Below are 23,715 nucleotides of genomic sequence, written 5' to 3'. Positions count from 1 at the left end.
CGCCCCGCGGGTACGGGTCTCCGGGATCAGGGCCGGGTGGCGGCGTCGCTGTCCGGATGGAAGGAGAAGATCTGATCGAGGCCGACGATGCGCAGTATGCGCAGCGTGTTGGGGGGGACGGCGGCCAGGGCGATGTCGGCCTGGGCCGCCTGGGCGTGGTTGCGGGCGGCGATCAGGGCGGTGATGCCGCTGGAGTCGCAGAACTCCATGCCGGCCAGATCCAGCACGAGGCGCTGACCGGGCTGGAGGGTGAGCGTGGGGAGCATGTCACGCAGTGCGGTGGCGTTGCCGTAGTCGAGTGCGCCGTCGATCCGCAGGACGGGACCGGTCGGGGCAGCTCGGGTGACGATCTTCAGCGGGTTCATTCGGTGCTCTTGGTCGTGGGGTGGTGGGCGGGGACGCCGAGGGCGAGCAGCGCGGTGTCGTCGTCGAGGCCGTCGCCGAGGTCGTCCAGCAAGCCGGTCAGGGCCTGGACGACGGCTTGCGCGGGCTGGCCGGCGTGGCAGGCGGCGAAGGCCCGCAGGGCCTCCTCCCCGTACAGGGCGGTGCGGTCGTCGCCGATGCGGGCCTCGGTGAGCCCGTCGGTGTACAGCAGGAGCGTGTCGCCGGGGGCGAGGTCGGTGGCGGCGGTGACGAAGCGGGCGTCGGGCAGGACGCCGACGAGGAGGCCACCGGGGGTGGGCAGGAAGTCGGCCGTGCCGTCGGCACGCAGAACGAGGGCCGGGGGGTGGCCGCCCGAGGCGAGCCGGACGGCGGTCCGCCCGGTCGCGGGATCGGTTTCGAGGGTGCCGAAGATGGCCGTGCAGTAACGCGGGTCACCGCCGGTGTAGCGCTCGTGCAGCACCTTGTTGAGGGTCGACAGGGCGGAGACGGGATCGGGATCGTGCAGGGCGGCGGCGCGCAGGGTGTAGCGGGTCAGTGAAGTGACCGCGGCGGCTTGGGGTCCCTTGCCGCACACGTCGCCGAGGAAGAAGGCGAAGCGCTTGCCGTCGATGGGGAACAGGTCGTAGAAGTCACCGCCCAGCCGGTCGGGAGAGGCGGTGCGGTAGTGCGCCGCCGCCTCCAGCCCGGGCACCGTCGGAAGGGTGGCCGGAAGCAGTGACTGCTGGAGCACGGCCAGGGCGTCCTGGAGGCGGGTGCGGTCGGCCTCCGCCTCCTTGCGCGCCTCTTCGGCCGCTTTACGGGCCCGCAGGAGTTCCTCTTCGTAGGCTCGTCGGTCGCGGGCGTCGAAGACGGTGGCACGGATCAGGAGCGGCTCCCCCGTGCTGCCGTACTTGACGGCGGCGGAGACCAGCACCGGCATCCGACCGCCGGCGTGCCTGAGTTCCAGGGCTATGCCGCTGATCTCGCCCTGCATCCGCAGCAGCGGCGCGAAGTGCGTCTCGTGGTACAGCCTGCCGCCGACGGTCAGCAGGTCGGTGAAGCGCATCCGGCCCACCACCGCGTCCCGCTCCAGGCCGAGCCAGCCCAGCAGTGTGCCGTTGATCTTCGCGATGGTGCCGTCCATCAACGTGGACAGGTAGCCGCACGGAGCGCTCTCGTAGAGCTCCTCGGCGCTGTCCTCCAGCAGCGCGGCGAACGTCGCGAACGATGTCTTGTCGTCGTCGGCGTCCTGCGGGTCGGGCTGCTGACCGGTACGGGACATCACCGAAGGCCCGCCAGGAAGGACTTGATCGCCTCGTTGGTGGCATCGGGCGCGGACATGTGCGGGCAGTGCCCGGTCGCGTCGAGGGTGACGATCGTCGACCCGGGGATCGTCTGATGGACGAACGCTCCGACCTCGCGGGGGGCGATGACGTCCTGGGTGCACTCCAGGACGAGCGTCGGCACGCTCACCTTCTTCAGGTCGTCCCGCGAGTCCGACAGGAACGTGGCGCGGGCAAAAACGCGCGCCATGTCGGGATCGGTGGCACAGAAGCTGTTCTTCAGTTCCTCGCCCAGCTCGGGCTGATCCGGGTTGCCCATGATCACCGGCGCCATCGCCGCCGACCAGCCCAGATAGTTGGAGTCCAGGGACTCCAGCAGCTCGTCGATGTCCTGCGCGCTGAATCCGCCCCGGTAGCCGTCCTCGTCGATGTACCGCGGAGAGGGGGCGACCATCACCAGTGCCCCGATGCGCTCCGGAGCCATGGCGGCGGCCAGCACCCCGGTCATCGCGCTGACCGAGTGCCCCACGAAGACGGCGTCGCGCAGGTCGAGCGCTTCGCACACCTCGACCACGTCCCGGGCATAGCCGTCGAGTGAGGCGTAACGGTCCTCCGAGAAGGAGGAGAGATCCGAGCGGCCGGAACCGACGTAGTCGAACAGCACCACCCGGTAGTCCTCGGCCAGAGCGGGTACCGTCAGCCGCCACATGTTCTGATCACACCCGAACCCGTGGGCCAGCACCACCGTCGGTCCCTGCGGGTTGCCGGTGAGTGTGACGTTGTTCCTCCGGATGATATCCATACCCGCCAGTATCACAGGCTGCGGGCGACGGCCCTGACACGGCTCCGGGAGACGAGCAGGCCCGCCGGGCCGCGGCACGGTCCCGCGCGACGGCCACCGACCCGCAGGCCGGCTGACCGGGATCCCGCCACCGGACCGCCGCTTCTCCGGCACGGGCCGGCCCCGGGCCGCGGACGGTGGCGGCCGGGTCAGTCCCGGTCCTCACCGGCAGGTGGCTGCACGCTGATGGCGAGGACGGCGGTGTCGTCGTCGACGCCCGCGCCGAAGGCGTCGAGCAGCTCTCGGATCGCCGCGACGGCGCCGGTCGCGGTCGTGGGTGCCAGTGCCCGGGTGAAGTCGAGCAGGGCGTCGTCTCCGTAGCGGTCCTCGCTGTCGCGTCCGGTGTGGGCCTCGGTCAGGCCATCGGTGTGAAGCAGCAGGGTGTCGCCGTGTTCGAGGCGGATGGTGGTGGTGGCGATCTGGGCGTCGGGCAGGACGCCGATGAGCTGTCCGCCCGGGGTGGGCAGGTAGTCGGCGCTTCCGTCGGCGCGCATGAGCAGGGCCGGGGGGTGGCCGCCGCTGGCCAGGGTGATGGTGAAGCCGCCCCGAGCGGTGTCGGGGTGGAGCAGCCCGAAGACGACGGTGCAGAACCTCGGATCGTCGCCGCTGTATTCGTGGGAGAGCACCGTGTTGAGGTTGCCCAGGACCACGACCGGATCGGGGTCGTAGACGGCCGCGGCCCGCAGGGTGTAGCGGGCCAGCGAGCTGACGGCCGCGGCAGCGGCGCCCTTGCCGCACACGTCTCCCAGGAACAGTCCCCAGGCACCGGCGGCGAGGGGAAAGAGGTCGTAGAAGTCGCCGCCCACCTTGTCGGTGGAGGCGATGTGGTAGTGCGCGGCCACGTCCAGCCCCGGCACGCTGATCAGCTTCGGCGGCAGCAGGGTCCGTTGGAGTGTGGCGTTGAGGCTCCTGAGTTCCTCGCGTTCGCGTTCCGCCTGCTGTCGGGCGCGCAGCAGTTCGGTCTCGTAGGCGCGGCGGTGGCGTGCGTCGAAGACGGTGGCGCGGATCAGCAGCGGCTGCCCGTCACCGCCGGTCTTCACGGCTGCGGTCACCAGGACCGGCAATCGGCTGCCGTCGGCGGTCCTCAGCTCCAGGGCGATCCCGCTGATCTCGCCGCCCAGGCGCAGCATCGGCGCGAAGTGGGTCTCGTGGTAGAGCCGTCCCCCCACGGTGAGCAGGTCGGAGAAGGTCTTGCGGCCCACCAGGTCGGTGCTGTCGTAGCCGAGCCAGTCGAGCAGGGTCGTGTTGATCTTCGCGATCGTTCCGTCCAGCAGCGTCGACAGGTAACCGCACGGCGCGTGCTCGTACAGATCCTCGGCACTGTCCTCCAGCAGGGCCGAGAACTCCGCCTGCTCGTCGACGGGCTGTTCCTCGGAGCCCGGGGTGTCGCCGTCGCCGCTCCGAGCCGTCATCGCATCGCTCCGACGCACTCGGTGATCACCGCAGCCGGTTCTCGCGGTGCGACGAGCGGGAGGCGGTGTCCGGCCGGGTCGGGCCGGGTCGGCCGACCGCCGGCAACGGGCGACCGCGGGAAGGTACCCGCCTCCGGCGCCGCGGCCAGGTCACCGGGCGGCAGCGCGACCGAGCGCACCACGACGGCCAGGTCACCGGGCCACAGCCCGACCCAGCGGATCACGACGGCCTGCGCGTGTGCCTCATGGTCGCCGGACGGCGGTCCCAGCCGGCGCAGTACCGGGGCGATGTACGCAAGGACGCCCCGGAGACCGTCGCCGGACGGCGGTCCCAGCCGGCGGAGTGCCGGCGTGATGTGCGCAAGAGCGTGCGGGAGGGCGCTGGTCCCCGCCACGCACCCTCCCGGTCGCTCGGAAGCCGGCATGATCTCCAGGTCCATGGCCACGGCCGAGGCCACGGCGCCGGACCGACGCTGGTGAACGTCGCCCGGCAGCAGCCCACGGAGTCCGGCCGAGGGGCCGCGCCGCACGCGCCCCGGCCCCGTCGCCGCCCTCCGCAGGCCACGCCCGCCGTTCCCGCCGTCGGCCGGAGCGGCGGCGGACCACGACGCGGGCCCGAGCGGCACCGGATCGGCGAACGCCTCCGGCCCCCGCTCTGCCACCATGACACCCATCATCATGCTCACCGAGTGCCCAGCGCACGTCGTCGGCCCCAGCCCCAGGTCACGGCAGACGGCCGACGGACCCCCGGCCGAGTCCGCCGCCGGAGCGCCGACGCGTTGCCGGCGCACCGGCCGCTCGGAGCGCCCGGCCCCTCGGCACCGTCCGGGCGTGAGCCGACCGAGCCGTGGAGGCGTCTCGGCGGGCGCACCTGTTCCGACCACGCCGTCGGCCTCACGCGGAGGGACGGCGCCTACGCCGGGTGCCCCTCGTTCCGGTGCACGTGAACGAAGGGCCGGTGAAGGAGGAAAGGAGCGACGGCATGGCCGGCGACGCGAGGGTCATGCCGGAAGGAGCCCGACGCGGAGCTTGCCGAGGGTGCGGGTGAGAAGGCGGGATATGTGCATCTGGGACAGGTTCAGTTCGCGGCCGATCTCCGCCTGGGTCATCTCCTGCCCGAAGCGCATCTCGATGATGGTCCGCTCGCGCTCGTCGAGCTTCTGCAGCATCGGGCCGAGTGCGTGCAGGTCCTCGAACAGGTCCAGCGCCGGGTCGACGTCGCCCAGGGTGTCCGCGTACGTCGGCCCGTCGGCGGAGTCCTCGGCGCTGCCCGGAACGTCGAGGGAACCGGCGACGTAGCCGTTCGCGGCGACGAGGCCCTCGATGACCTCGTCCTCGGTCAGGCCGAGGTGGGCGGAGAGTTCCGCCACCGTGGGCGGGCGGTCCAGGGCGGCGCCGAGGACCTCCTTGCTCCTGGCCAGTTCGACGCGCAGTTCCTGCAAACGCCTGGGTACGTGCACGGCCCAGGTGGTGTCGCGGAAGAAGCGTTTGATCTCACCGACGATGTAGGGGATCGCGAAGGAGGTGAACTCGACCTCGCGCGACAGGTCGAACCGGTCGATGGCCTTGATCAGACCGATCGTGCCGACCTGGATGACGTCCTCCATCTCGCCGCTGCCCCGGTTGCGGAACCGGCGGGCCGCGAACGCCACCAGGGACAGATTCATCTCGATCAGCGTGTTGCGGACGTACTGGTACTCACTGGTGCCCTCCTCCAGGTCCTGGAGCCGGTTCAGGAACACCCTGGACAGCACGCGTGCGTCCTTGGGGGCGACCTTGGACCCGTCCTCGATCCACGGCAGGTCGTCCGTGACCTCCGGAGTTCCCGTGCTGGAAGCAGATGCTTCGTGGGTGATCACGGAGGGGGTCACGGTGCCGCCTTAACTGGAAAGAGGAGTGAGTGTCTCCTGCCCCCTGGGGCCGCAGTCATGTCCACGTGGGCGGAGCGGAACGACCTCGGTCCGAAAACGACCGGTACGGCAGGGCGGTCCCCCCGTGCGCGAAGTGACGGTACTCCACGGGCCCTTGGCGGTGACCGGCCGTCCGGGCTTCGGCGGCGCGGTGACCGCCTCCCCGCACTTCGAAGCGGTGGCCGTGCTCGCCGGCCCGAGGGTGGTGAGCGCGCTCGCGGGTGTCGGGGCGGGAGTACAGTCTGCTCGCCGCGTCCCGCGCCGGACCGGGATGCGCGGCTCCGTAGTCCCCGTGGTGCCGGCAGGTGACGCCATGACCCGTACGCACGACCAGCCCAAGCCGACCTCCCCTGGTATCGACATATCGACATCAGGGACGGGTCAGGACGGCGCCGCGCGGATACGCCGCCGGCTGGAGCGGCTGATCGGCATCGCGGCGACCGAGGGCAACACGCTCACGGCTCTGCGCAACGGCGACGAGATCTTCCCGGCGATGCTGGCACGCATCCGGGCCGCGGAGCACACCGTGGACATGATGACGTTCGTCTACTGGAAGGGGGACATCGCCCGCGAGTTCGCGCAGGCCCTGGCCGAGCGGGCCCGCGCAGGGGTACGCGTGCGACTGCTGCTGGACGGGTTCGGCAGCCGGCTGATCGAGAAGGACCTTCTGGAGGAGATGGGGCGGGCGGGCGTTCAGGTGGCCTGGTTCCGCAGACCGCTGGCGCTCTCTCCGTTCAAGCAGAACCACCGATGCCACCGCAAGGTGCTGGTCGTCGACGAGCAGACGGCCTTCACCGGCGGCGTGGGCATCGCCGAGGAGTGGTGCGGCGACGCGCGCAACGAGCGCGAATGGCGCGACACCCACGTCGAGGTCCGAGGACCCGCCGTGGACGGCATCGCCGCCGCGTTCGCACAGAACTGGGCCGAATGCCACGCCGAACTCTTCGACGAGCGGGACCGGTTCGTCGCACACGAGCCGCAGGGCGATGCCGTCGTTCAGGTGGTGCGCGGCTCGGCCAGCTTCGGCTGGCAGGACATGCAGACCCTGATCCGGGTGATGCTGGAGTCGGCCGAGAAGCGCTTCCGGCTGGCCACCGCCTACTTCTCCCCCGACGTCTACTTCATCGAGCTGCTCTGCGCGACCGCCCGCCGGGGCGTGGAGGTGGAGATCCTGCTGCCCGGCCCGCACACCGACAAGCGGGTCTGCCAGTTGGCGGGCCAGCACTACTACGAGGCCCTCACCGCCTGCGGCATCCGCATCTACGAGTACCAGCCGACGATGATGCACGCGAAGGTCATCACCGTCGACGGGATCGCGGCTCTGGTCGGCTCGACCAACTTCAACCGCCGCTCGCTGGACCATGACGAGGAGATCATGCTCGCCGTGCTCGACCAGCGTTTCACGGCCACCCTCGACGGCCACTTCGACGAGGACGTCCGTGCCGGGAAGCTGGTGCGGGAAGGGCGCTGGAGGCGGCGTTCCGCGCTGCAGCGCGCCCGAGAGGCCGCGGTCGTCCCCATCCGTCGCTTCCTGTGACTGCGCGGACAGGATGCGCCGGCTGCGGCGCCCTGTCGTAGGGCTGCCGTCCCAGTCGAGGCAACCGCCGCGGGGACGGGGGGCGGCGCGCGAACTCCCTCGGCGTGAAAGGGATCGGGCGGGGCACATGAGGGTCCGGAGGTCGATAATCATGGTTCCCCTGCTTCTCGTACTGCTTCTCGCGCTGGTCCTCTTCGGTGCCGGTTTCGCGCTCAAGGCCCTATGGTGGATCGCCGTCATCGTCCTGGTGGCCTGGCTGCTGGGCTTCGTCGTCCGGCCCGCCGGACACGGAGGCCGCAGGGGCCGTTGGTACCGCTGGTAGACGGCCCACACCTCCACGGGCCCCGCCGACCTCCGTCGGCGGGGCCTTCGGCCTGTACCGCCGGCCGCAGCGGGGAGGTCGGGCATCCCGGCCCCGGCCTCCGTCCCGGAAGGCTCGCTCGCGTACGGCCGGACCGTGGCTCCGGGCGCCCGCTCGACCACGCCGGGCGCCGCCCTTCAGGCGTCGACTGCGCCGGACATCTCGGCCGGCCAGGTGAAGGGCTTCCTCCTCGCGGCGGGTCGAGCCGTACTCCACGAAGGCGTCGGCAACATGCTCGATCCGGCACGGTCAGACCCGCGTAGAACCCCGCGCCCCTGATACCCGTCCGTCGTACCCGTTCACCCCGCCCACCCGAGGAACGTCATGACATCGTCCAACCCGGCCCATGTCCACGGAACCGCCCTGCTCGCCGACCCGCTGCTCAACAAGGGAACCGCCTTCAGTCCGCGGGAACGCGCCGAACTCGGCCTGGACGGGTTGCTGCCGCCGGCGACGGAGACGCTCGAGGACCAGACGGACCGTGCGTACGAGGCCTTCCTCGCGTACGACAAGCCGCTCAACCGGCACATCTACCTGCGGCAGCTCCAGGACACCAACGAGGTCCTCTTCTACCATCTGCTCACCCGGCACCTGGAGGAGATGCTGCCCATCGTCTACACCCCGACGGTCGGGGACGCCTGCCGCCGCTTCAGCGCGATCTACCGCAGGCCGCGCGGCCTCTTCCTGACGTACGAGGACCGGCACCGCTTCCGCGAGATCCTGCGCAACCGGCCGGGCCGCGAGGTCGACGTCATCGTCGTCACCGACGGCCAGCGCATCCTCGGCCTGGGCGACCAGGGCGTCGGCGGCATGGGCATCCCGATCGGCAAGCTCAGCCTCTACACCGCCATCGGCGGCATCCACCCGGCACGCACCCTGCCGATCCTGCTCGACGTCGGCACCGACAACGAGGACCTGCTGGCCAGCAAGCACTACCTCGGCCGCAGGCAGCACCGCGTCACCGGTTCCGAGTACGACGACATGGTGGAGGCGTTCGTCTCCGCCGTGGAGGCCGAACTGCCCGGGACCCTGTTGCAGTGGGAGGACTTCGCGACCGCCCACGCCCGGCCGATCCTCAGCCGCTACCAGGACCGGCTGCTGACCTTTAACGACGACATCCAGGGCACCGCGGCCGTGGCGCTCGGCGCGCTGAGCACCGCGACGAAGGTCGCCGGATCGCGGCTGACCGACCACCGCATCGTGGTTCTCGGCGCGGGATCGGCCGCGATCGGGGTCGCCGACATGATCCGCACCGCTCTCGTCGAGGAAGGCCTCTCCGAGCAGCAGGCGGCCGACCGCTTCTGGTTCGTCGACATCGACGGCCTGCTGGTGCGCTCCCGCACGGACCTCACACCTGAGCAGCGGACGTACGCGCGCGACGACGCGGAGGTACGGGAGTGGGGCGCGGGTGCGCCGGATCTGGGCCGGGTCGTCGGCGAGGTGAAGCCGACGGTGCTGATCGGGTTGTCCACGGCGCACGGCGCGTTCACCGAGGAGATCGTGCGGACGATGGCCGACGCCTGCGACCGGCCGGTGATCCTTCCGCTGTCCAACCCCACCTCGCACTCCGAGGCCGACCCCGCCGACCTCGCCCGCTGGACGGACGGCAGGGCGCTGATCGCCACCGGTTCCCCCTTCCCGCCGGTGAAGGTGGACGGGCGCGAGGTGCCGGTCGCGCAGGCGAACAACGTCTACGTCTTCCCCGCCGTCGGGCTGGCCGTGGCCGCCTGCCGGGCCTCGCGGGTGACCGACCGGATGATGGTCGCGGCGGCGCGGGCCGTCGGGGAGTGCGCCGCGCGGGCGGGTTCCGACGGGGTGACCCCGCTGCTGCCCCCGCTGGCGGGCATGCGGGACGCGGCCCGCGAGATCGCGCTGGCCGCGGCGAAGGTCGCGGTCGAGGACGGCGTCGCGCCCGAGGCCTCGGAGGCCGAGCTGCGCGCCGCGATCACGTCGGCGCAGTGGACGCCCCGCTACCCGGACTGATCGCCGGGCCCGAGCCGGCGACGTCAGTGGCCGGGGAGCGGCTTCTCCACGGTGACGCAGGGGGCGGTGGGCACCGTCGACCGGTGCCCACCGCCCACGAACGCTCCCACCGTGACCTTCAGTCGTCGACCGGAAGGTCACCCGCGAACGCGGCGGCCATGCGCAACCAGGACTCCGCCTCCTCCCGGCGCCCCTGCCGTTGCAGGGTCCGGCCCAGCATCAGGTGGGCGTAGTGCTCCACCGGATCGCGCTCGACGATCTCGCGCAACTGCCCCTCGGCTCGCGTCAGTTGGGCGGAGTGGTAGTAGGCGCGAGCCAACAGCAGCCGCGGGCCGGTCTGTTCCGGGGCCTCCTCGACGACCGCGTCGAGGAGCCGGGCGGCGCCGATGTAGTCCTTGGCGTCGAACAGCAGCCGGGCCCGCTCCCAGCGTTCGGCTGTGCTCTCCTCGTGCGGCACGCCGGCACCGTTGTCGAACAGGTGCAGGGCGCTTGCCCAACGGTCGGGCGCCACTCCGTCGTCGGCCAGGTACTCGTTGAGGTTCTCGGTCGTCATCGCTCTCCTCCCCACCGCTGTGGGCGTGGGCCGGGCCGTCAGGATGTCGTGTGGTGTCAGGCCGCCGGTTCGGCGGTCGCCGCTCGCTCCGTGTCCCGCGCGGCGAGCAGGGAGGCGTGGGTGGGTGCGTCGGGCACGTCGGCCGGCCGGTTCCTGGCGAACTCCTCGCGCAGTACCGGCACGACCTCCTGGCCGAGCATCTCGATCTGCTCCAGCGCGGTCTCCAACGGGACTCCGCCGCCGTCCACGATGAACAGCTGGCGCTGATAGTCACCGGCGTACTCGCGGAAGGTGAGCGTCTTCTCGATGACCTGACCGGGCGTGCCGACGGTCAGCGGGGTCTGCTCCATGTACTCCTCCATGGACACCCCGCCGCCCATCACCGGCGAGTTGTCGAAGTGGGGGCGGAACTCGCGGATGGCGTCCTGGGAGTTGCGGCGCATGTACACATGGCCGCCGAGTCCGACGACGGCCTGCTCGGGGGTGCCGTGTCCGTAGTGCGCGTACCGCTCCCGGTACAGGTCGATCATCCGCCGGGTGTGCTCCTTGGGCCAGAAGATGTTGTTGTGGAAGAAGCCGTCGCCGTAGTAGGCGGCCTGCTCGGCGATCTCCGGGGAGCGGATCGAGCCGTGCCAGACGAACGGCGGTACGCCGTCCAACGGCCGCGGCGTCGAGGTGAAGCCCTGGAGCGGGGTGCGGAACTTCCCCTCCCAGTCCACGACGTCCTCACGCCACAGCCGGTGCAGCAGGGCGTAGTTCTCGACGGCGAGGTTGATGCCCTCGCGGATGTCCTTGCCGAACCAGGGGTAGACCGGGCCGGTGTTGCCGCGGCCCATCATCAGGTCCACCCGGCCGTCGGCCAGGTGCTGGAGCATCGCGTAGTCCTCGGCGATCTTGACCGGGTCGTTGGTCGTGATCAGCGTGGTCGAGGTGGACAGGACGATCCGCTCGGTGCGCGCGGCGATCCAGCCCAGCATCGTGGTCGGTGACGACGGCACGAACGGCCGGTTGTGGTGCTCACCCGTCGCGAAGACGTCGAGCCCGACCTGCTCGGCCTTCTGCGCGATGGCGACCATCGCCTTGATCCGCTCGTGCTCGGTCGGGGTACGCCCCGTGGTCGGGTCGGTGGCCACGTCGCCCACGGTGAAGATACCGAACTGCATCGCCTTCAACCCCTCTCTCCGTTGATATGTCAACTATGCGCTCACAACGCGCCCCGGATCCGTCCTATTCCGCCGACGCCACCATGGGCGCGCCTCCTCTTCTCCGTTCCCCGGGCGGCGAAGAGGAGGGGCGGCGTGCGAAGGTCAGCCGCGCGGGGGGTTTCGGCGCGGCATGATGACGGCGTTCGGCAGAGCCGGTGCGGGGAGGCGATGTCCTGGGTAGCCCTCGACGACGCCGAAGCGATCGGAGGACGCCTCCCAGTCCTGTCGAGCCCGCACGATGTCCTCGTGGCTGCGGCCGATGAAGTTCCACCACATGACGATCTCCTCCTCGAACGGAGGGCCCCCGAGCAGGATGACCCGCGCCGCCCGGTCCGACTCGTTCGCCAGCGTCAGGGCGTCGACGCCGCAGGGCACGTAGCCGAGTTCGGCCGGGCGGAGCCGGGTGTCGACGAGGCGGACGTCGCCGCTGTCCACGAGAAGGCCGTGCTCGAAGGCGGGGTCCACCGCGAGGGTGACCGTCGCGCGCGGTTCGAGGACGATCTCGGCGCCGACCAAGGGAGTGAAGGTGCGCACCGGAGAGACGCTTCCGGCGAGTGCGCCCAGGAAGACCTTGATCTCGGCCCCGTCGACCCGCACGGCGTCGGGCACGTGGTGCTGGAAGTCCCGTTCGGTGTTCCGGTGCTCCTCGGGCAGCGCCACCCACAACTGGACGCCATGGAGAACCGTGGTGTCCCGGGTGGAGATCTCCGAGTGGGCGATGCCGTGGCCGCCGGTCATGAGGTTCATCTCGCCGGGCCTGATCAGGGCACGGGTGCCGAGAGTGTCCTCGTGCTCGATCTCCCCGCTGAACAGCCAGCTCACCGTCTGGAGCCCGGTGTGCGGATGCGGGGCGACGTGCATGCCGCCGGTGGCGGTGGCGTCGGAGGGACCGTAGTGGTCGGCGAAGCACCAGGCCCCGATCAGGGTCCGGGCCCGCTGGGGCAGCGTCCGCCGGACGAGCATCGCCCGCGGCCCTCCCAGGGGTACCTCTCGCGCGGACAGCACATCCACGCGGGGCGCTTCGGCCGGCCGGGCTGTGTCACCCGGCGCTCCGCACCGCAGTGCCGCGGGTTCCGTTTCCACGTTGCTCACCGGGACCACCCTCAGACGCTCTAGTTGTTATATCAACAATCATGTCACGAGAGCGGCCCGATGGCCACAGCGGCTGCCTGGTGCGCGGAGTGGGAACGGCGGCCTTCAGGCCGTGGGTCCAGAGGGTGGGACCGTGCCGCTCAGGAATGACAACCGACGCCGACGGCCAAGTGCCGCGGGCGGCGCCTACGGGCAGGTGTCGCGGCGGAGGCCGACAGCCGGGCGTCGCGGCGGACGCCGAAGGCCGGGCGTCGCGGCCGACGCCGACAGCCGAGGCAGCGCGGCCGCCGGGCGACTTCGACTTCCGACGATGACCGGTGCCGTGGGTCACCCGGATCAGGCCGGCGACCGCGTCGGCGCGGGGCACGGGGCGGCGATGGCCGGGCGGGCGAGCCCATCCCGGCCTCCGGGTCACCGCCGTTCTGCTCGCGTTGGCCGCGCATCCCGGATCACCGCTCACGGCGGATCCGCCCTGCCTACCCGCCCTGCCGCTCCGCCCGACCTATCCGCCTTGCCGCTCCGCCCGGCCGATCCGCTACGCCTGGGCCGACCCGCTCAGGCCGGCGATCCGCTCAGGCCGGCTCCTCGTCCATTCTGCTGACGACGCGATCGGAGATCTCTGCCAGCACACGCAGTTCCGCCGGCGTGACGTGGTCGAGGAACAGGGCGCGTACCGCCTCGACGTGGCGCGGTGCGGCGGCCTCGATCGCCTCGCGCCCCGCTTCCGTGATCACCACGAACGCCCCACGTCCGTCCTCGGGGCACTCCTGCCGCGTCACCAGCCCGCGCTTGGCCATCCGGGCGATGTGATGGGACATCCGGCTCTTCTCCCACTCCAGCGCCTGGGAGAGGTCCAGGAAGCGCTGTCGCCCCTCCGGCACATCCGTCAGATGGACCAGGACCGCGAAGTCCGCCGCCGACACGTTCGACTCCGCCTGGAGCATGCGCGCCAGCCGGCCCCCGAGTCGTTCGTGCAACCGGACGAAGCCCCGCCAGGCGTGCTGCTCCTCCGGCGTCAACCACCGCACCGTCTCGTCCATGGAGAAAGTGTAAACGTAGTTGACGTCTCATCGACATGGCCACGGCGTAGGGCGGCACGGCCACCATCCCCCTCCGTGGCCGCCGTTCCGCTCGCGCCCCTGTTCAGTCAACCGCGATCTTCGAGACGTTCTCGGCCAGCCAGTCGTCGAAGCTTCTGAGCGCCGGGTTGATCTCCCGCAAGCGGTCGAGGTCACGCGCGCCGGTGAACTCCTGGTCGAAGTCGCCGTAGTACTGGAACATGTTGCCGATCTCATCGGCCGCCGGGATGTCGAGGGCGCGGAACACGTCGTAGGGCACGGACTGGAAACGCACCGGCTCGCCGAGCGCGGCGCCCAGCTTCTCGGCGTACTGGGCGCCGGTCAGATGGTCGCCCGCCAGGTGGACGGTGCTGCCGATGAACCGCTCACCGCCCTTGAGGATGGCGTGAGCGGTCCGGCCGATGTCCGCCACGTCCACCCCGGCAAGAAGCTTGCCCTCCTCGAACGGCAGCGTCAGGGTCAGTACGCCGTCCTCGGCGCGCTTGGGGCCCATGCCCTGGAGGAAGCCCTGGAAGAAGAACGTGGTCTTCAGGAAGGTCGTCGGCACCCCGGCCCGCGTGAAGAGCTGGTCGGCCTCCCCCTTGGCGTCGAAGTGCGGCACGTTGTACCTGTCCTGGAGGACGGGCATCCGGTCGTCCTCCAGCGGCAGCAGTTCGCGGGTGTCCTCCAGCGTCGACCAGACCACATGGCGCAGATTCATGGCCTCGGCGGCCCGGACCAGGACGGCGACCTCCTCGGTCTCCTTGGCCGCCGAGCCGTGCGCCCAGAAGTTGGTGACGAGGAAGGCACCGTAGGCGCCCTCGAACGCCTTGTGCACGGTCGGCTCGTCATGGAAGTCCGCCCGTACGACCTCGGCCCCGAGGTCGGCGAGTTCCCTGGCGGCGGGAGAGTCGGGGTTGCGGGTCAGCGCGCGTACCGCGAAGCCCGCGTCGGGGTCGGCGAGAAGCGCCCGCGCGGCGCCTCCGCCCTGTGCGCCGGTTGCTCCGGTGACCGCGATGACCTTCTTGTCGCTCATGTCCGCTACCCCTTCGACGAGACAACCCGGTCCAGTTGATGCGTCAACTGACGCTACCCCTCCACGGTTGACACATCAACCGAAAGTGGGGATCCAATCGGCCGACCGCGCGGAACGGCTCCGACAAGAGGCCCGCACAGGACCGGAGCCCGCAGCCGGCGCCCCGTTCCCACCGCGCACCCCACGCTAGGAGAACCACGTCGCGCACGCGACCCCGTAGGGCCGGGAGACGACCGGGCAGCCGGTCCGAGCGACGTCAGGACACGGCGTCGGGCCGGCTCCGCGCCGGCAGCGCGTCCTGAGTCGGCAGGCGCGCACCCGCGTCTCCGACCCGGGGAGCGGCCGCTCCGGAAGGCCCTGCGGCCACTCGCCCGACGTGCCGCGCCGACGCCAGGTCTCGATCCACGTGTCGATCCCCTTCCGCGAGGCACCCGTGGCCGTACGGCACGACGAACGACGACCTCGTCCCGAGGAGACCCTGTGGCCCGTACGTCCGAAGGCCTCGCCGCCGATGTCCACGACAGGCTCCGCGCCGAGATCGCCGATCGGGCCGGCGCGCTGTGGGAAGTCGCCCTCCGGCTCCACGCCGACCCGGAGTACGCCTTCGCCGAGCACCGAGCGGCCGCCCTGCTGACCGGCGAGTTGGAGGAGGCCGGCTTCGCGGTCGAGCGCGGGGTGGCCGGGATGCCCACCGCGTTCACGGCGATTTCCGGTCGGGGCCGCCCCGCCGTGGCACTGCTGCTCGAGTACGACGCGCTGCCCGGCCTGGGCCATGCCTGCGGGCACAACCTCATCGCAGCGGCCGGCCTCGGAGCGGCGCTCGCGCTCAACTCGGTCCTGGGGGACTCGGCCGGTCGCGTGGTGGCGGTGGGCACCCCGGCCGAGGAGGGCGGCGGCGGGAAGGTCCTAGAGGTGGAGGCGGGAGTCTTCGACGGCGTCGACGCCGCGCTGATGTTCCACCCGGGGGTGTACGACTGGGCGCGGGCACCGCTGACCGCTCAGGTGCAGTACCGGGTGGCCTTCCACGGCCGTGCCGCCCACCCGACGGGCAGTCCGACGGAAGGCGTCGACGCGCTCGCGGCGCTGATCGAACTGTTCAACGTGCTGAACCTCGTGGGCCGACGCCTGCCGGAGGCCTCCCACATCCAGGGCATCGTCACCGCCGGCGGCACGGCCACCAACATCGTGCCGGAGTACGCGGAGGGACTGTTCGGACTCCGCGCCGCCACGACGAGGGCGTTGGAGGACCTGACCGGTCAACTCCACACCTGTGCCGAGGGCGTTGCCCTGGCCACGGGCACCAGGGCCGAGGTGGAACGCGCCACGCTCCTCTACGAGCACTTCCGTGACAGCGGCGTACTCTCCGAACGGTTCGCCGGGCACCTCTCCCGGGCGGGGATCGCGCTGACGCCGCCCGTGCCGGGCGTCCACCTCGGCTCGTCGGACATCGGCAACGTCAGCGCCCGCGTGCCCGCCATCCACCCGTTCGTCGCCATCATGGACGACGGGTCCGACCACACCCCCGAGTTCGCCGCGGCCGCCGCCTCCCCGCGCGCCCGTGACGTGCTCGTCGCCGTGACCGAGGCGCTGGCCTGCACGGCCGCGGACGTGTTGTCGCACGCCGACCTGCGCGCGGAGGCCTGGGCACGCCACCCGCAGACGGGTCCCTGACCCGTGCCGCGGCACGACCGCGTCGCCGTCGTTCCGTCCGTCCTCGTCCGGACCTCCACCCACGGCCCTCGCCATCGTGTCGGGCGGACGCCCCCGGCCCGCGGCCCCGCGCCGGTCGAGGTCCTCGCACGAGGACACGGCGAGCGGCGAACGCGCTGACCGAGCCCGGTGTTCCAGAACGTGGACGGCTGTTGGTGGGATCCGACGGCTGTTGTAGAAATGGCCCCATGATTCACGAGCCCTTGGTGCGACGCCTGGTCATCGACCTGTGCCGACGCCCGGCCGCGTGTTGTCGCTGACCTCGCGTCGCTGACGCGTCTTCCTTCCGCCACTGGGACATCCCGGCATTCCGGGCCTCTCGAACGTCCCGGCCTCCGGGGCGTCCCGGCGTGTGAGACATCCCGCCGTTCCGCGCGTAGGCGGCGGCACGTCTCCCGTACCCCTGCTTCCCTCACCGCCGCCGCACGGGCTCGTCCGCCCGCGCGAGGCGGCTGACGTCAACCGCTCGTGTTCCGGCGCCCCTTGGAGGCCGCCCCGTGTCCCCGACACCGCCTGTGTCAGCAGACGTTCCCGCTGTCGAAACCGGCAAGGCACCGCGCTCGCGGCGGCCGCCGGTCCCGGCGCGCGTGACCCGTGCCCTGCTGCCTCTCGGCTCGCTCCTGCTGTTCCTCCTCCTGTGGCAGTCGCTGGCCGCGAGCGGGACCTGGAGCGAGACGCTCGTGCCACCGCCCGCCAAGGTGTGGGACGCGTTCATCGACGTGTCCACGACCCACGACGGCGTACGGGGCTACAACGGAACCACCCTCGTCGAGCACCTCGGTATCAGCTTGCGGCGCATCGCGTTCGGCGCCGGTATCGGCATCGCGGCCGGTGTCGTGCTCGGGTTGCTCATGGGCACCGTCGGCTGGTTGCGTTCCCTGTTCGAGCCCTGGATCACCTTTCTGCGGACGCTGCCGCCCCTGGCGTACTTCTCGCTGCTGATCATCTGGCTGGGCATCAACGAGGAACCGAAGGTCACCCTGCTCGCCGTCGCCGCCTTCCCGCCGGTGGCGGTGTCCACGACCACGGCCGTTGCGGCCGTACCGAAGAGTCTGATCGAGGCGGCTCGGGCCCTGGGCGCTTCACGGTGGGACGTCGTCAGGGACGTGGTCGCACCCTCCGCCCTGCCGGAGACGCTCACCGGCGTCCGGCTGGCGGTCGGCGTGGCCTACTCCTCCCTCGTCGCCGCCGAGCTGGTCAACGGACTGCCCGGGATCGGCGGCATGGTCAAGGACGCCGCGAACTACAACAACACCCCGGTGGTCCTCGTCGGCATCATCGCCATCGGTGTCTCCGGCCTGGTCATCGACACGCTGCTGCTACGGCTCGAGCGTGCCGTCGTGCCCTGGCGCGGTCGCGCGTAACCGGTCCCACACCCAGTACCCCGCACAGAAACGGCCCCCTCATGTCCCGTGTCCCTCAAGGTCCGTCCCGCCGACTCCTGCTGGCCGGCGCCCTCGCCGCCGCCTCCGCGGCCGTCACCGGCTGCTCCTCGGACAGTGCGGCGTCGGGGTCCGGCGGCGCCCGACGGCTTCGCATCGGCTACTTCGCCTTCCCCAGCGGCGACTTGATAGTGAAGAACAGAAAGCTGCTGGAGAAGGCGCTGCCCGACCACGAGATCACGTGGATCAAGTTCGACTCCGGGGCCAGCGTCAACCAGGCGTTCCTCGGCAAGTCCCTCGACATCGCGGCACTGGGTTCGAGTCCGTTCGCCCGCGGGATCTCCGGCTCCTCGCCGATCCCCTACAAGGTCGCCTGGATCCTCGACGTCGCGGGCGAGAACGAGGCGCTCGTGGCGCGCAAGGCGACCGGCATCTCGGACGTCGCCGGCCTCAAGGGAAAGACCGTCGCCACGCCCTTCGCGTCCACCTCGCACTACAGTCTGCTGGCAGCGTTGGAGGCGGCCGGTCTGAAGACCTACGACGTCAAGCTCATCGATCTGCAGCCGCAGCCGATCCTCGCCGCCTGGCAGCGCGGTGACATCGACGCCGCCTACGTCTGGCTGCCGACCCTGGACGAGCTGCGCGAAACCGGCACCCAACTCGCCAGCAGCAAGGAGATCGGCGCCGCGGGCAAGCCGACCCTGGACCTGGCCGTCGTATCGGACGAACTGATCGCCAGGGACCCGCGGGCGATCGACGCCTGGCGGAAGGCGGAGGCCGAGGCGCTGCGGTTGCTGAAGTCCGACCCCGGCGGCTCGGTCAAGGCCGTCGCGGCGGAACTGGGCATCAGTGAGACGGACGCCGAGGCGCAGCTGTCGCAAGGGGTGTTCCTCACCCCCGAACAGGTCACCTCCGCGGACTGGCTGGGCACCGACGGCGATCCGGGCAGGCTGCTGACGTACGTCACCGACACGGCCGGGTTCCTGGCCGGACAGAAGCAGATCGACACCCCGCCGTCCGAGGACGTCGTCCGCAAGGCCTTCTATCTCAAGGGGCTGCCCGATGTCCTCAAGTGAGACCGTCGCACCCGCCGTCGTCGCGGACACGCCGGGCACCGGGTCCGTACGACTCGACCAGGTCACGCACCAGTACGGCCGGGGCGGCGAGACCGTCACGGCGGTGGGGCCCGTCGACCTGACCGTGCCCGCCGGCGAGTTCCTCGTCCTGGTGGGCGCGTCCGGGTGCGGGAAGAGCACCCTCCTGCGGCTGATCGCCGGATTCGAGCAGCCCACCCACGGTTCGGTGCGGGTCCTGGGCGCCGCACCACGACCCGGAAGGAGCGCGGGCGTGGTCTTCCAGACGCCACGGCTGTTCCCGTGGCGCACCGTGCGCGGAAACATCGACCTGGCCCTGCGCTACGCGGACGTGCCTCGCGCCCAATGGCCGGAGAAGCGCGCCGAGTTGTTGACCCGGGTCGGTCTCGAAGGCACGGAGCGGCGACGTGTCTGGGAGATTTCGGGCGGTCAGCAGCAGCGTGTCGCCATCGCCCGCGCGCTCGCCGCGCGGAATCCGCTCCTCCTGCTGGACGAGCCGTTCGCGGCGCTGGACGCGCTGACCCGGGAGCGGTTGCAGGAGGACGTGCGCCGCGTCACCGCGCAGACCGGGCGGACCACGGTGTTCGTGACGCACTCGGCGGACGAGGCGGTGTTCCTGGGCACGCGCATCGTCGTGCTGACCAAGAGCCCCGGCACCGTCGCCCTCGACCTGCCGATCAGTCTGCCCCGCGGAGACGTCGACGCCGAACAGCTGCGCGAGTCCGCCGAGTTCAACGAGCTGCGCCTGCGGGTCTCGCACGCCGTGAAGGCCGCCGCGGCCTGACCGCGGCACCCACGGCACATCCGAACCGAGAAGTCGTACCAGGAAAGGAAACAACAGGTGAGCGTTCTCAGCGAACGGCCGGCACCGACCCGGCTGCCGGTCACGGAACTCGGCCCCCACTTCGGTGCCGAGATCCGCGGCATCGACCTCGGCCGCCTCGACGACGACCAGATCCTCGCGCTGCGTGAGGCCCTCGTGCGGTACAAGGTGCTCTTCGTCCGTGGCCAGCACGGGCTCGACGACGCCGCTCAGATCGAGTTCGGCAGGCGGCTGGGCGAGGTCACCGTCGGGCATCCGGTCCACGACTCCGGTGACGTGGCCCCCGAGGTGTACTCCCTCGACAGCCAGGACAACGGGTTCGCCGACGTGTGGCACACCGACGTCACCTTCGTACGACGCCCGCCCGCGATCTCCGTCCTGCGCGCGGTGGTGCTGCCCCCCAGCGGGGGCGACACGAACTGGGCCGACAGCCAGCTCGCCTACGCGTCCCTGTCGCCCGGCCTGCGGGCCCTGGCCGACACCCTCACGGCCGTCCACGACGGCACCCGCGAGTTCGGCTACTACCTGGCTCAGCGCAGGATGGGGCGCGGCAACCTGTGGGAGGGCGAGGTGTTCGCCGACCTGACACCGGTGGAGCACCCGGTGGTGCGGGTCCACCCGGAAAGCGGCCGCAGAGGCCTGTTCGTGAACCCCGGCTTCACCTCGCACATCGTGGGTGTCTCGGAGTACGAGAGCCGGGGCATCCTCGACATCCTCTACGCCCACCTGACCAAGCCCGAACACGTCGTACGCCATCGCTGGCGGCCGGGGGACGTCGCCCTGTGGGACAACCGCAGCACGGCGCACTACGCCAACCGTGACTACGGTGACCAGCACCGTGTCATGCACCGCATCACCCTGCGCGGCGACGCTCCCGTGGGCCCGGCCGGCGCGCGCACGCCCTGAAGGCCCGCGACCATGCGCCCGAGCGCCGGTGCCGACCTCGGCGGGAGATCCGGACCGCCGGATCCCCCGTCCGGGCAGCCGACGGACAGGGGAGGAAGCGGGGTGACGGGCGCCGGTTCCGTACCCTGGCCGCATGCGCATGCGTCCCACTCTGAGCTGGACCCCCACTGAGGACCTGCCACCGGGCACCACGGATCTGCGGCCGGTCGTCGATGCCCTGAGCACCGGCGGTGTCCTGGTTCTCAGCGGGGCGGGCATCTCCACGGAGTCGGGCATCCCCGACTACCGGGGGGAGGGCGGGAGCCTCGACCGGCACACCCCGATGACCTACCAGGACTTCACCGCCGGTGCCCGGGCCCGGCGCCGCTACTGGGCGCGCAGCCACCTCGGCTGGCGCACCTTCGGCCGAGCCCGCCCCAACGCGGGGCACCGGGCCGTGGCCGCGCTCGGCCGCCACGGCCTGCTCTCGGGCGTGATCACCCAGAACGTCGACGGGCTGCACCAGGCCGCCGGCAGCAGCGGCGTCGTGGAACTCCACGGCAGCCTGGCGCGGGTCGTCTGCCTGTCCTGCGGCGCCCTCAGCCCGCGCCGCGAACTCGCCCGACGGCTGGAACAGGCCAACGCGGGCTACGAGCTGGTGGCCGCCGGAATCAACCCGGACGGCGACGCCGACCTCACCGACGAACAGGTCGCGGACTTCCACGTGCTGCCCTGCACGCAGTGCGGCGGCATCCTCAAACCGGACGTGGTGTTCTTCGGCGAGTCCGTGCCGCCGCCGCGCGTCGAGCACTGCCGCGAACTGGTCCATGAGGCGGCCTCGCTGCTGGTCCTGGGATCCTCACTGACGGTGATGTCCGGGCTCCGGTTCGTCCGCCATGCGGCGCAGGCCGGCAAGCCCGTCCTCATCGTCAACCTCTCCCCGACGCGGGGCGACCGGCACGCCGTGACCCGCATCGCGCTCCCGCTGGGAACGGCTCTCAGCACCGCGACCGCCCGACTGGGCATCCCCGTGGACGCGACGGAGACCACCTGAGCGAGGTCCGGGGCCCGGCGGAAGGGCGGCGGAAAACGATTCCGGAGACACCGTGGCGGCGTGCGACACTTCCTGTCATGTTCGGCGTCCACGACCTCCCCACCTACCTGGCGGGCCTCGTCCTGATCGTCCTGCTGCCCGGCCCCAACTCGCTCTACGTCCTCTCCGTGGCCGCCCGGCGCGGGGTGCGGGCCGGTTACACCGCCGCAGCCGGCGTGTGGTGCGGCGACGCCGCGCTGATGACACTCTCCGCCGCCGGTGTCGCCTCTCTGCTCCAGGGCAACGCCGTGCTCTTCGGCATCGTGAAGTACGCGGGCGCCGGCTACCTGACCTGGTTGGCCGTCGGGATGCTCCGGGCCGCCTGGGGGATGTGGCGCGGCCGGCGCGACCGGGTCACGCCCAGCCTCCGGTCCGCCGCCGTCGCCGACGAGCGGCCCTTCCGGCGGGCCTTGGTCATCAGCCTCTTCAACCCCAAGGCGATCCTGTTCTTCGTCGCCTTCTTCGTGCAGTTCGTCGACCCCGGCTACGCCTACCCGGCGCTGTCGTTCGTCATCCTGGGAACGTTCGCGCAGCTGGCGAGTGTCCTGTACCTCAGCGCGCTGATCTTCGGCGGGACACGGCTGGCGGCAGCGTTCCGGCGCCGCAAGCGGCTGGCGGCCGGTGCGACGTCGGCCGCGGGAGCGCTCTTCCTCGGATTCGCCCTCAAACTGTCGCTGGCCGGCGCCTGAGCCGAGGCGCGTCAGCCCCGCCGCGGCGACGGGCTCGGTCGTGGCCGCTCTGGGTGACGGGGCGCTCGCGGGCCACTCGTCGAGCCGGCGAAGGCCGCACAAAGGCGTACAGGGGCATCGCCCGACTCTCGCACGGACCGGGTTCCCGCATGCCCGAGGAGATCCAGGGCAGGGGACCCGCACGTTGTCCGACGTTCGGGAGGCTAGGTGTTCGACGGCTTCGAGCTGACGCGGTGCGAGGGAGACGGGGCGCGGCTGCGGGTGCGTCACGGTGGCAGCGGTCCCGCGGTGCTTCTGCTGCACGGCCATCCGCGCACGCACGCGACCTGGCACCGCGTCGCCCCGCTGCTGGCCGCGGCCGGTCACACGGTGGTCTGCCCCGACCTGCGGGGCTACGGCGAGTCCGACAAGCCCCCGACCGACGACCGGCACCGTCCGTACGCCAAGCGCGCCATGGCCGGTGACGTCCTGGCGGTCATGCGCCGTCTCGGGCACGAACGGTTCGCCGTGGTCGGGCACGACCGGGGCGCGTACGTGGCCACGCGGCTCGCGCTGGACCACCCGGAAGCGGTGACCGCCGTGAGCGTGCTGGACGCCGTCCCCATCGGGGAGGCACTGCGTCGCTGTGACGCGACGTTCGCCGCGAGCTGGTGGCACTGGTTCTTCCTGGGGCAGACCGACAAGCCCGCCGAACGCGTCATCAACGCCGACCCGGACGCCTGGTACAGGGCCACCCCCGAACAGATGGGCGCCGACGCGTACGAGGACTACCGGCGCGCGATCCACGACCCGGCCACCGTGCACGCGATGTGCGAGGACTACCGGGCCGGCCTCGGCATCGACCGTGAGCACGACGACGCCGACCGACGGGACGGCCGACGCATCGGCTGCCCGCTCCAGGTGCTGTGGGCCACCCGTGACGACATGGCCGACCTCTACGGCGACGTGCTGAGCGTCTGGCGCGACTGGGCGGGCGACCGGCTCGACGGAGGCCCGATCGCCTCCGGACACCACATCGCCGAGGAGGCGCCCGGGGAACTCGTCACCGCTCTCCGCGGCTTCTGGCAGAGCCTCGACGACGACGTCCGGTCCCCCGGCGCGGTCGGAGGCCATGGGCCGGTGACGTGACCGAGGCCCCGAGGACGTGCGGCCGGCACCGCGGCCGGTGGTCAGGACCGGTGAAGGGGTGCCGAAGCGACGCGTCGGCGTCGGCGTCGGCGTCGGCGTCGGCGTCGGCGTCGGCGTCGGCGTCGGCGTCGGCGTCGGCGTCGGCGGACCGTACTCCGGATGTCGACCGCGTGTGGCCGAGGCGTCCCGTCCGCGGCCGTTCGCACTCTCGCTTCGCCAGCGGCCAGGGCCGGCGGTCAGCGGCCGGCGGCGTGGGGGCGAGCCGGAGGCCGCCGGG

22 protein-coding genes are annotated in these 23,715 nt (G+C 71.5%); 11 read left to right on the top strand and 11 right to left on the bottom strand.

Going from position 1 to position 23,715, the window contains the following annotated elements; all coding sequences use genetic code 11:
• Positions 1-26 precede the first annotated feature (26 nt).
• The 6 genes from ACFYO5_RS09845 to ACFYO5_RS09820 all read right to left on the bottom strand — a co-directional run bounded on the left by ACFYO5_RS09845 (position 27) and on the right by ACFYO5_RS09820 (position 5,758).
• Positions 27-365 (bottom strand): STAS domain-containing protein, encoded by a 339-nt coding sequence (locus tag ACFYO5_RS09845; protein ID WP_388706311.1) that lies wholly within the window; start codon positions 363-365, stop codon positions 27-29.
• Complete coding sequence (locus ACFYO5_RS09840; RefSeq protein WP_388706308.1) at positions 362-1,645, bottom strand: PP2C family protein-serine/threonine phosphatase; 1,284 nt, start codon at positions 1,643-1,645, stop codon at positions 362-364. The genes ACFYO5_RS09845 and ACFYO5_RS09840 overlap by 4 nt, the downstream gene beginning before the upstream one ends.
• Positions 1,645-2,448: an alpha/beta fold hydrolase gene (locus ACFYO5_RS09835; protein WP_388706306.1), complete on the bottom strand. Its 804-nt coding sequence runs from the start codon at positions 2,446-2,448 to the stop codon at positions 1,645-1,647. Before ACFYO5_RS09835 ends, ACFYO5_RS09840 begins: the two co-directional genes overlap by 1 nt.
• Positions 2,449-2,636: 188 nt before the next feature.
• Positions 2,637-3,899, bottom strand: a complete 1,263-nt coding sequence (locus ACFYO5_RS09830; protein ID WP_388706303.1) for a PP2C family protein-serine/threonine phosphatase — start codon at positions 3,897-3,899, stop codon at positions 2,637-2,639.
• Positions 3,896-4,564, bottom strand: coding sequence for a hypothetical protein (locus ACFYO5_RS09825; RefSeq protein ID WP_388706301.1), 669 nt, complete (start codon positions 4,562-4,564; stop codon positions 3,896-3,898). Before ACFYO5_RS09825 ends, ACFYO5_RS09830 begins: the two co-directional genes overlap by 4 nt.
• 336 nt (positions 4,565-4,900) lie before the next feature.
• A complete protein-coding gene (locus ACFYO5_RS09820) occupies positions 4,901-5,758 on the bottom strand; it encodes an RNA polymerase sigma factor SigF (RefSeq protein WP_388707180.1) in 858 nt (285 codons plus the stop codon).
• Positions 5,759-6,122: 364 nt separating this feature from the next.
• Between ACFYO5_RS09820 and ACFYO5_RS09815 the strand changes: the two genes are divergently transcribed.
• The 3 genes from ACFYO5_RS09815 (at position 6,123) to ACFYO5_RS09805 (ending at position 9,690) form a co-directional block, all read left to right on the top strand.
• A complete protein-coding gene (locus ACFYO5_RS09815) occupies positions 6,123-7,346 on the top strand; it encodes a phosphatidylserine/phosphatidylglycerophosphate/cardiolipin synthase family protein (RefSeq protein ID WP_388706299.1) in 1,224 nt (407 codons plus the stop codon).
• A 151-nt stretch (positions 7,347-7,497) separates the two neighbouring features.
• A complete protein-coding gene (locus ACFYO5_RS09810; protein ID WP_356568369.1) occupies positions 7,498-7,668 on the top strand; it encodes a hydrophobic protein in 171 nt (56 codons plus the stop codon).
• 363 nt (positions 7,669-8,031) lie between these two features.
• Positions 8,032-9,690: an NAD-dependent malic enzyme gene (locus ACFYO5_RS09805; RefSeq protein WP_388706297.1), complete on the top strand. Its 1,659-nt coding sequence runs from the start codon at positions 8,032-8,034 to the stop codon at positions 9,688-9,690.
• A gap of 118 nt (positions 9,691-9,808) precedes the next feature.
• Here the strand turns inward: ACFYO5_RS09805 and ACFYO5_RS09800 are convergent, their stop codons facing one another.
• The 5 genes from ACFYO5_RS09800 to ACFYO5_RS09780 form a co-directional block, all read right to left on the bottom strand.
• Positions 9,809-10,243 (bottom strand): tetratricopeptide repeat protein, encoded by a 435-nt coding sequence (locus ACFYO5_RS09800; RefSeq protein WP_388706294.1) that lies wholly within the window; start codon positions 10,241-10,243, stop codon positions 9,809-9,811.
• 56 nt (positions 10,244-10,299) lie between these two features.
• A complete protein-coding gene (locus ACFYO5_RS09795) occupies positions 10,300-11,406 on the bottom strand; it encodes an LLM class flavin-dependent oxidoreductase (RefSeq protein WP_388706292.1) in 1,107 nt (368 codons plus the stop codon).
• Between the two features lie 144 nt (positions 11,407-11,550).
• Positions 11,551-12,540 (bottom strand): pirin family protein, encoded by a 990-nt coding sequence (locus tag ACFYO5_RS09790; protein ID WP_388706289.1) that lies wholly within the window; start codon positions 12,538-12,540, stop codon positions 11,551-11,553.
• Between the two features lie 572 nt (positions 12,541-13,112).
• The gene (locus tag ACFYO5_RS09785) at positions 13,113-13,580 is read right to left on the bottom strand and encodes a MarR family winged helix-turn-helix transcriptional regulator (protein WP_388706286.1); all 468 of its coding nucleotides are present in this window, start codon (positions 13,578-13,580) and stop codon (positions 13,113-13,115) included.
• A gap of 103 nt (positions 13,581-13,683) precedes the next feature.
• Positions 13,684-14,634 (bottom strand): NmrA family NAD(P)-binding protein, encoded by a 951-nt coding sequence (locus ACFYO5_RS09780; protein WP_388706283.1) that lies wholly within the window; start codon positions 14,632-14,634, stop codon positions 13,684-13,686.
• Positions 14,635-15,114: 480 nt separating this feature from the next.
• On the opposite strand from ACFYO5_RS09780, the gene ACFYO5_RS09775 reads away from it, so the two are divergent.
• The 8 genes from ACFYO5_RS09775 (at position 15,115) to ACFYO5_RS09740 (ending at position 23,438) form a co-directional block, all read left to right on the top strand.
• Positions 15,115-16,305, top strand: a complete 1,191-nt coding sequence (locus tag ACFYO5_RS09775) for an amidohydrolase (protein ID WP_388706280.1) — start codon at positions 15,115-15,117, stop codon at positions 16,303-16,305.
• Positions 16,306-16,931: 626 nt separating this feature from the next.
• A complete protein-coding gene (locus ACFYO5_RS09770; protein ID WP_388706278.1) occupies positions 16,932-17,708 on the top strand; it encodes an ABC transporter permease in 777 nt (258 codons plus the stop codon).
• 41 nt (positions 17,709-17,749) lie between these two features.
• Complete coding sequence (locus tag ACFYO5_RS09765) at positions 17,750-18,802, top strand: ABC transporter substrate-binding protein (RefSeq protein ID WP_388706275.1); 1,053 nt, start codon at positions 17,750-17,752, stop codon at positions 18,800-18,802.
• On the top strand, positions 18,789-19,604 hold the full coding sequence (locus ACFYO5_RS09760; RefSeq protein WP_388706273.1) for an ABC transporter ATP-binding protein: 816 nt from the start codon (positions 18,789-18,791) through the stop codon (positions 19,602-19,604). The genes ACFYO5_RS09765 and ACFYO5_RS09760 overlap by 14 nt, the downstream gene beginning before the upstream one ends.
• A 57-nt stretch (positions 19,605-19,661) precedes the next feature.
• Positions 19,662-20,549, top strand: a complete 888-nt coding sequence (locus ACFYO5_RS09755; protein ID WP_388706270.1) for a TauD/TfdA dioxygenase family protein — start codon at positions 19,662-19,664, stop codon at positions 20,547-20,549.
• A 133-nt stretch (positions 20,550-20,682) separates the two neighbouring features.
• A complete protein-coding gene (locus tag ACFYO5_RS09750; protein ID WP_388706268.1) occupies positions 20,683-21,582 on the top strand; it encodes an NAD-dependent protein deacetylase in 900 nt (299 codons plus the stop codon).
• A gap of 77 nt (positions 21,583-21,659) precedes the next feature.
• Entirely contained in the window at positions 21,660-22,310 is a 651-nt protein-coding gene (gene leuE, locus ACFYO5_RS09745; RefSeq protein ID WP_388706265.1) for a leucine efflux protein LeuE, read from the top strand.
• 207 nt (positions 22,311-22,517) lie between these two features.
• The gene (locus ACFYO5_RS09740) at positions 22,518-23,438 is read left to right on the top strand and encodes an alpha/beta fold hydrolase (protein WP_388706262.1); all 921 of its coding nucleotides are present in this window, start codon (positions 22,518-22,520) and stop codon (positions 23,436-23,438) included.
• The last annotated feature ends 277 nt before the right edge of the window (positions 23,439-23,715 follow it).

Source organism: Streptomyces sp. NPDC006259, assembly GCF_042870975.1.
Classification (GTDB): Bacteria; Actinomycetota; Actinomycetes; order Streptomycetales; family Streptomycetaceae; genus Streptomyces.
The sequence above is the reverse complement of the archived record's forward strand: the minus strand, read 5'-3'. Positions and strand labels throughout refer to the sequence as shown.

Excerpts from the sequence above, each read along its gene's own strand:
- ACFYO5_RS09845 (WP_388706311.1), bottom strand. The coding sequence starts at position 365 with ATGAACCCGCTGAAGATCGTCACCCGAGCTGCCCCGACCGGTCCCGTC.
- ACFYO5_RS09840 (WP_388706308.1), bottom strand. The coding sequence starts at position 1,645 with ATGTCCCGTACCGGTCAGCAGCCCGACCCGCAGGACGCCGACGACGAC.
- ACFYO5_RS09835 (WP_388706306.1), bottom strand. The coding sequence starts at position 2,448 with ATGGATATCATCCGGAGGAACAACGTCACACTCACCGGCAACCCGCAG.
- ACFYO5_RS09830 (WP_388706303.1), bottom strand. The coding sequence starts at position 3,899 with ATGACGGCTCGGAGCGGCGACGGCGACACCCCGGGCTCCGAGGAACAG.
- ACFYO5_RS09825 (WP_388706301.1), bottom strand. The coding sequence starts at position 4,564 with ATGGTGGCAGAGCGGGGGCCGGAGGCGTTCGCCGATCCGGTGCCGCTC.
- ACFYO5_RS09815 (WP_388706299.1), top strand. The coding sequence starts at position 6,123 with ATGACCCGTACGCACGACCAGCCCAAGCCGACCTCCCCTGGTATCGAC.
- ACFYO5_RS09810 (WP_356568369.1), top strand. The coding sequence starts at position 7,498 with ATGGTTCCCCTGCTTCTCGTACTGCTTCTCGCGCTGGTCCTCTTCGGT.
- ACFYO5_RS09805 (WP_388706297.1), top strand. The coding sequence starts at position 8,032 with ATGACATCGTCCAACCCGGCCCATGTCCACGGAACCGCCCTGCTCGCC.
- ACFYO5_RS09800 (WP_388706294.1), bottom strand. The coding sequence starts at position 10,243 with ATGACGACCGAGAACCTCAACGAGTACCTGGCCGACGACGGAGTGGCG.
- ACFYO5_RS09795 (WP_388706292.1), bottom strand. The coding sequence starts at position 11,406 with ATGCAGTTCGGTATCTTCACCGTGGGCGACGTGGCCACCGACCCGACC.
- ACFYO5_RS09785 (WP_388706286.1), bottom strand. The coding sequence starts at position 13,580 with ATGGACGAGACGGTGCGGTGGTTGACGCCGGAGGAGCAGCACGCCTGG.
- ACFYO5_RS09780 (WP_388706283.1), bottom strand. The coding sequence starts at position 14,634 with ATGAGCGACAAGAAGGTCATCGCGGTCACCGGAGCAACCGGCGCACAG.
- ACFYO5_RS09765 (WP_388706275.1), top strand. The coding sequence starts at position 17,750 with ATGTCCCGTGTCCCTCAAGGTCCGTCCCGCCGACTCCTGCTGGCCGGC.
- ACFYO5_RS09760 (WP_388706273.1), top strand. The coding sequence starts at position 18,789 with ATGTCCTCAAGTGAGACCGTCGCACCCGCCGTCGTCGCGGACACGCCG.
- ACFYO5_RS09750 (WP_388706268.1), top strand. The coding sequence starts at position 20,683 with ATGCGCATGCGTCCCACTCTGAGCTGGACCCCCACTGAGGACCTGCCA.
- leuE (WP_388706265.1), top strand. The coding sequence starts at position 21,660 with ATGTTCGGCGTCCACGACCTCCCCACCTACCTGGCGGGCCTCGTCCTG.